This is a genomic window from Neisseria sp. 27098_8_112 (assembly GCF_041433235.1).
Classification (GTDB): domain Bacteria; phylum Pseudomonadota; class Gammaproteobacteria; order Burkholderiales; family Neisseriaceae; genus Neisseria.
This window is the reverse complement of sequence record NZ_JAPWBB010000029.1, coordinates 1-7,553: the sequence shown is the minus strand read 5'-3', so window position 1 is coordinate 7,553 and position 7,553 is coordinate 1. Positions and strand designations below refer to the sequence as shown.

General features: G+C 49.7%; 3 protein-coding genes. 1 reads left to right on the top strand and 2 read right to left on the bottom strand.

Translation table 11 applies throughout. The features are described 5' to 3' along the window. Window positions 1–226: 226 nt before the first annotated feature. Entirely contained in the window at window positions 227–1,342 is a 1,116-nt protein-coding gene (porB, locus tag O3682_RS11500; RefSeq protein WP_371510164.1) for a trimeric porin PorB, read from the top strand. 185 nt (window positions 1,343–1,527) lie between these two features. Here the strand turns inward: porB and pepN are convergent, their stop codons facing one another. After that, window positions 1,528–4,149: an aminopeptidase N gene (pepN, locus tag O3682_RS11495; RefSeq protein ID WP_371510163.1), complete on the bottom strand. Its 2,622-nt coding sequence runs from the start codon at window positions 4,147–4,149 to the stop codon at window positions 1,528–1,530. 155 nt (window positions 4,150–4,304) lie between these two features. Beyond that, the coding region (locus tag O3682_RS11490; RefSeq protein WP_371510162.1) for a YadA-like family protein at window positions 4,305–7,553 on the bottom strand (3,249 nt) is incomplete at its 5' end.

Here is a 7,553-nt window from a genome sequence, read left to right as displayed (position 1 = left end):
TAGTGGGAAACGGTCGATGTGTTTGGCAATCATGGCTTGTGCGGTTTGCTGGAAGAAGGTGCTCATGAGAAATCCCCTAAATGTCTTGGTGGGAATTTAGGGGATTTTGGGGAATTTTGCAAAGGTCTCGGCCTTTATATTATGGTCATGGAATCGTTGAAATAGAACGATATCGTAATAAGAAGAACGAATGCTCACTTCTTCACACTTTAAAAAGAAAACAGCAATGAAAAAATCCCTGATTGCCCTGACTCTGGCTGCCCTGCCTGTTGCAGCTATGGCTGACGTGACTCTGTACGGTCAAATTAAAGCCGGCGTTGAAGTATCCAAAGTAAAATTGGGTGAGCAAACTGCTGCTAAACTGGGTCACGAGAAAAGCTCTAAAACTGCTACTGAAATCGCTGACTTCGGTTCACGCATCGGTTTCAAAGGCCACGAACACTTGGGTAACAACCTGAATGCTATTTGGCAAGTTGAACAGTCTACTTCTATCGCCGGTGGCGACAAAGAGTGGGCTTCTCGCGAATCTTTCATCGGTTTGGAAGGCGGCTTCGGTAAAGTTCGTGCCGGTAAACTGGACTCTACTGTTAAAAACACTAGCGACAATGTTGACCAATGGGAAAGCAGCAACGGTGCTTTGAACATGTCTGTATTTACCCGTGTTGACGAGCGTGCAGTATCTGTACGTTACGACACCCCTGTATTCTCAGGCTTCAGCGCAAGCGTACAATACACTCCACGCGACAACGCTAACCCTTCTGACAAATACACTCACAACGACGCTACCCGTGACACTTACTACGCTGGTCTGAACTACGAAAACTCTGGTTTCTTCGGTCAATACGCTGGTGGTTTCCGTAAAAACGCCGTTTCTGAAAAAGACGGTCACGTACACCGCTTGGTAGGTGGTTACGATGCTAACAACCTGTTCGTGTCTGTAGCCGGTCAATACGCTAAAAACTGGGAAACTTTGGGTGACTACGCCGAAGCTCAATCTAACGGCGTTGTAAATTCTGCCACTACTAACGCTTCTAACGTAGTATTTGGTACTGCTGCTGCCTTGGATAGCCGTCCTACTGAAACTATTGAAGTTGCTGCTACTGCCGCTTACCGCGCTGGTAACGTAACTCCTCGCGTTTCTTACGCTCACGGCTTCAAAGCTAAAGTTGACGGTCAAAAACTGAAAGGCACTCAATACGACCAAGTTATCGTTGGTGCTGACTACGACTTCTCTAAACGCACTACTGCTCTGGTTTCTGCCGGCTGGTTGCGTGGTGCTGAGTCTGGCCCTCACAAAGTTGAAACCATCTCTGGTTTGGTTGGCCTGCGTCACAAATTCTAATCTTCGGATTAGTATGAAAAAGAGCCTGTTTTATGTAGGCTCTTTTTTTATTCTATTCCCTACCCTCAACGAAAATTGATTTAAGCGTTGATATATAAAAAGGCCGTCTGAAACCAATTGGTTTCAGACGGCCTTTAGTCTATCTATCCCTATTGTCAAATTACAATAAGGTCAACAAACAAGATTTATTTTTCATTCAAAATCTTACCGACAATCTCGCCCACATCTTTGGACAAACCTTCTTGTGCATTGATGCGTTGCAATTCTTTAGTCATGACGGCTTTGCGGTTGGCTTCCAATTTGTTGCAGATGTTGAAAGCCTGCACCAGTCGGGCGGCAACTTGCGGGTTAAAGCGGTCGATTTCCATCACTTTATCGGCTATAAAGCGGTAGCCGCTGCCATCTTCTGCATGGAAATGTGGAATATTGCGGCTGAAACTGATCAACAAAGAACGGGCCTTGTTCGGGTTTTCAATACTGAACTTAGGATGACTCAAGGCCGTCTGAACTTGCTGTAAAGTATCTTTGCGGCGGCTTGAAGCAATCAAGGCAAAGTATTTGTCCATTACCAAAGCATCATCGGCGAATTTATCGGCAAATCGCGTCAACAAACGATCGCGGATTTCGCTTTCATTGCTGTTGATTGCGGATAAGATACCCCATTCGTGGGTCATGTTTTGCGCCATTGCTGCGTAATTCTCCGCAACGTGTTCGATATGCGCAGCGTCAGCACGAAGGATAAATGCCCTGCAAGCATTACGCAAAGTACGCCAGCCGGCCAATTCCGAGCTGTATTCATAACGAACAGCAGCATCTGCTTGATTTTCTTGATCGGCAGCTTGACGGTTCAACTCGCGCCATTGAGGCAGGAACTTGACAGCAACGGCATTGAGCAAGGCTTCACGCGCTTGATGAACCTGAATCGGATCAATATTTTCTTCTTCCGCCCATACATCGGTTTCAGACGGCATTTGCAGCAAAATGGCACGGAATGCCGGATCAAAGTCACCGGAAACCACCAAAGCCAAAGCATCCATCAATGCTTTGTGTTCCGGTAAAGGACGGCCTTCCGCCAATGCCTGACGGTTGGCGTTAATGGCACGATGATACAGGGTTTGAGCAGCCTCCCAACGTGCAAACTCATTTTCATCTGCCGCCAGCAAAGTGGCCAATTCTTGCTCGCTGTATGGATAGTTCAGGGTAACCGGTGCAGAAAAATCTCGCAGCAGAGACGGGATAACCGGCTCATTGACGCCGCCCAACACAAAAGTCTGCTCGGCTTCAGTCAATACCAAAACCGCCTCTTTTACCCGTTTGCCTTGATATTCAAACTCAACCGCTTCGCCTTTTTCGTTCAGTAAACCAGTTTTGACTGGAATCATCATCGGCTGCTTGTCCGTCATATCGGGCGTAGCCGGAATAGTTTGTTTGATGGTCAATTCAAATGCACCATCTTTCAGACGGCCTTGAGCATCTAAAACCGGTGTACCGGCTTGGCTGTACCACAAAGCAAACTGATCAAGATTGATACCGTTTGCGTCTGCCATTGCGGCACGGAAATCATCACAAGTTACTGCCTGACCGTCGTGGCGTTGGAAATACAGCTTCATGCCTTTTTGGAAGCCCTCTTCCCCAAGCAAGGTGTGATACATGCGCACTACTTCCGCACCTTTTTCATAGACGGTCATGGTGTAGAAGTTGTTCATCTCTTCATAGCTGGCCGGGCGGACAGGATGCGCAGTCGGGCCTGCATCTTCAGGGAATTGGAACAAGCGCAGCATACGGACATTGTCGATACGGCGCACCACGCGGCTGGCTCGGTCGCCGGAAAACTCTTGATCGCGGAATACGGTCAAACCTTCTTTCAGCGACAATTGGAACCAATCGCGGCAGGTCACGCGGTTACCCGTCCAGTTGTGGAAATATTCGTGGCCGACAACTGATTCGATGCCTTCAAAGTCGGTATCGGTCGCGGTACGGCTGTTGGCCAGCACAAACTTGGTATTGAAAATATTCAAACCTTTGTTTTCCATCGCGCCCATATTGAAATCGCCCACGGCAACGACCATGAAAATATCCAAGTCATATTCCAAACCGAAGCGTGTCTCGTCCCATTTCATCGCATTTTTCAACGATTCCACGGCAAAACCGACTTTAGGTTTGTCTGTCTCCGTGGTATAGAACTCGATTTTGACCTTACGGCCGCTCATGGTCGTAAAATAATCTTCCGTTACCGCCAAATCGCCTGCCACCAAAGCAAAGAGATAGCTCGGTTTGGCAAACGGGTCTTCCCATTTCACCCAATGACGGCCGTCTGAAAACTCGCCGCCATCGATTTTATTGCCGTTAGACAGCAACACCGGATAGCGTTTTTTGTCTGCAACGATGGTGGTGGTAAATTTAGACATGACATCCGGACGGTCAATATAGAACGTAATTTTTCGGAAGCCTTCCGGTTCGCATTGGGTAAACAGGTTGCCGCCGGAAGCATACAGACCCATCAAAGATTTGTTCTCAGCAGGCAGAATTTCAGTTTCCACTTCCAGGGTGAAGTTTTCAGACGGCACGCCGGCAATCGTCAGTTTTTCGTCTTCCAACACATAATCTACGGCCCGGCCGTTTACTTTCACAGACAGCAGTTTTGCCGAACCATCCAATACCAATGGCTCCCCTGCTCTTTCAGGTTGAACGGTCAGACTGGATTTGACGATGGTTTGCGGTTCTAAAATATCGAAATGCAGGTCGGTTTTCAGAATACGGTACGCTGGCGCGGCGTAGTCTTTCAAATAATGGATGGTTTTGCTCATTTGTTCTCTTTCAGAGTCATGCGGTAAATAGATGAAGCATATCGTTTCAGATAGCCTAAATTCAAGTGTTTTCAGAAAAAAAGGCCGTCTGAAACCTAAAATTTCAGACGGCCTCCCTATTCAGGCAGCAAATCTAGTTGCCTGTCATTGCCAACTTACCACTGATACAGCGCACCGGCACCGACACCGACATGACCGTCGGTATTGGCCGAGAAGTTGCCTTTGACAATCCAGTTGCCGCCGTCGCTCATCGCCGACACGCCGATGGCCATAGCAGACTGACCACCGTAGTAGCCGCTGCCGACACCGATACCGGTCGCACCCGGACGGGTTACTTGCGGAATCGAGCCTTGGGCAATCGCACCGGCCACACCCGCGTAGGCTTTCTTACCTACTTGGTTGATGTTGTTCTGCAACTCGGTACCCAAACCAATCAACTGGTTCACGTTTGCCGCATCTGTACCGTCTTTACCCGGAGCCACATTGGTAATGCGTTGGCCGCCGTTGTTCAGACCGACAGGAGACAATTTGACTTGGTTGTTCGGATTGTTTTCAGTCGGTGCAGCAATGGTTACGCCATCGTTGTTGACCACGGTATTGCCTGCGGTCAGACCGTCTTTGTTCAATGCAACTTTATCGCCGACTTTCACGCCGTCGTTATTCATCACAGTATCGCCTGCTTTGAAGGTATCGGCATTCACTGTCTTCACAATAATCTCGTCAGCCAACTTCAGTTGAGCACCACCGGCTACGGTTTCGCTGATGATGTTGCTGTCGCCTTTAACGTTGATGGTGTCGCCCAACGCGTAGTTGTTGCTGCCGGTCGTACCGCCGAAGTTGATGCCTTTGGCGATAGTCGCAGCGTTGTTGGCTACGTTTTGGTTGGTTGCGTACAACTGGCTGCCGTTGACAGCATCTTTGCTGTTGGCATTGAGGTCGCCATCCGCTACGTTGGTTACTTTATTGCCTGCATTGTCCAAGCCGTCTTTAGTCAGGTTTACCTTACCTGCTTTCAAGCCGTCTTTGTTCAATGCAACATCATCACCAACTTTCACACCATCATTATTAACAGTAGTATCACCGGCTTTCACGCTGTCAACGTCCAAGTCTTTATCGGTAGCAACTTCATAAACCGTCTGACCTTTGTCACCTGTTTTTTCAGTCACAACGATGTTCTTACCTTGAACGACTTCAGTTTTAGATGCCGCCGCAGCTTGTTTCAGTTGAGAAACATTGACTGCATCGGTGTCATCCGTACCGGCCGCAACGTTGGTAATCTTGTTGCCGCCATTGTCCAAGCCAGCTTTAGTCAGGTTTACCTTGCCTGCTTTCAAGCCGTCTTTGTTCAATGCAACATCATCACCAACTTTCACACCGTCATTATTCATCACGGTATCGCCTGCGGTAACGCTGTCGACTTTCAAGTTTTTATCGGTAGCCACTTTGTAAATGGTTTGGCCATTGGCGCCGACATCTTGAGTAACAACGATATTATCGCCTTGAACGACTTCAGTCTTAGCCGCAGCCGCAGCTTTGTTCAACTGAGCAACATTCACCGCATCAGTATCAGCGGTACCGGCTGCAACCTTGGTAATCTTGTTGCCGCCATTGTCCAAGCCAGCTTTAGTCAGGTTGACATCGCCAACTTTCACGCCGTCAGTATTGACTGTAGTATCGCCGGCTTTCACGCTGTCAACAGCCAAGTCTTTAGCCAATTTGACTTCCAACTTATCAGAGCCATTCGCTACAACGCCAATATTGCCGTCTGAAAGTTTGGCTGCATCGGTTTGACCGCCAACAATATTCAGCTTCGTACTCGGTTTGCGTTCAACGTCTTTGCCGCTGTCGCCACCGAAAGTCAAAGGCAGATTGGCAGTTGCATTAACGGCTTTGATTGCATCGTGGATATTGTTCTCACCAGTACCGCCAATATCGGTCATGCTGATGTTGCCGCCATTATTGGCCGCATTGCCACCCAATACATTCACCAACTGATCTTGGGCCGCATTCAGCTGCTCTTCAGTCGCCGCACGTTTGCCTCGGGCAAAGTCGCTGCCGCCCAAAGTCGTATTGCTCAAACCGCTGACTTCGCCTTTATCGCCATCAATTTTCACCGGAGCCGCTTGACCGACATTCAACACATCGGCCAGTTTCAGCTGTGCACCACCGGCTACGGTTTCGCTGATGATGTTGCTGTCGCCTTTGACATTGATGGTGTCGCCCAATGCGTAGTTGTTGCTGCCGGTGGTACCGCCGAAGTTGATGCCTTTAGCGATATTGGCGGCATTGTTGGCTACGTTTTGGTTGGTCGCAAACAGTTGGCTGCCGTTAACGGCGTCTTTGCTGTTGGCATTGAGGTCACCATCGGCTACGTTGGTTACTTTGTTGCCGGCGTTGTTCAAACCGTCTTTGGTCAGTTTGACGTCACCTGCTTTAACGCCGTCTTGGGTCAACGCGACATCGTCGCCTACTTTCACACCGTCGTTGTTCACGGTGGTGTCGCCGGCTTTGACGCTGTTCACTACCAGGTCTTTTTTCAGCTTGACGGTCACTTTATCGTCTTGGGCTTCGGTGGTGATGTTGTCGTCGCCGGCAACGGTCACGGTGGAGCCGAGTTTTTCGACATTGGTGCTGCCGCTGTCGCCGTTGAAGGTCAGACCTTTGTTGTCAACGGTGGTTTTGGCATCCACGCCTTTTTGGATGTCGGCTTTGGTGTTATCCGCCAGGTCGATGCTGTAGTCGGTCACGTTGTTCGCGTCTGCAGCGGCGGCGGTAACGGTCACTTTGTCGGAACCGGCGCTGGCAGTCGTGCCTTTGGCGTTGACGGTGTAGATGTCTTGGCCGTTGGCACCGGTCGTTTTCACCACGTCTTTGATGTTGGTACCGGCTGCAACCTCGGTACGGGCGGCGGCGCTTTGCCGTTTCAGCTGGCTGTAGTTGACGGCATCGGTGTCATCGGTACCGGCGGCTACATTGGTAATCTTGTTGCCGGCGGCATTGATGCCTGACTTGGTCACACTCGGGCCGCCGGTAATGGTGAGGCCGTCTGTATTCAGTTTGCTGTCGCCTGCGGTGACGCTGTCAACGGTGATGTCTTTGGCCAGTTTGAAGTCAATCTGGTTGTCAGACACGGTGGTCACGATGTTTTTGTCGCTGCTGCGGTAGGCAACGGTTTCGCCCAGTTGGACGTTGTCGTCGCTGCCGTTGTCGGCGGCAATGTTCAGACCTTTGGCCACGTTGGCGTTGGTCTCTTTCAGCTGACCGTAGTTAACGGCGTCGGTATCGTCGGTACCGGCGGCTACGTTGGTCACTTTGTTACCGGCGTTGTTCAAACCGTTTTTGGTCAGTTTGACATCGCCTGCTTTAACGCCGTCTTGGGTCAATGCGACATCGTCGCCTACTTT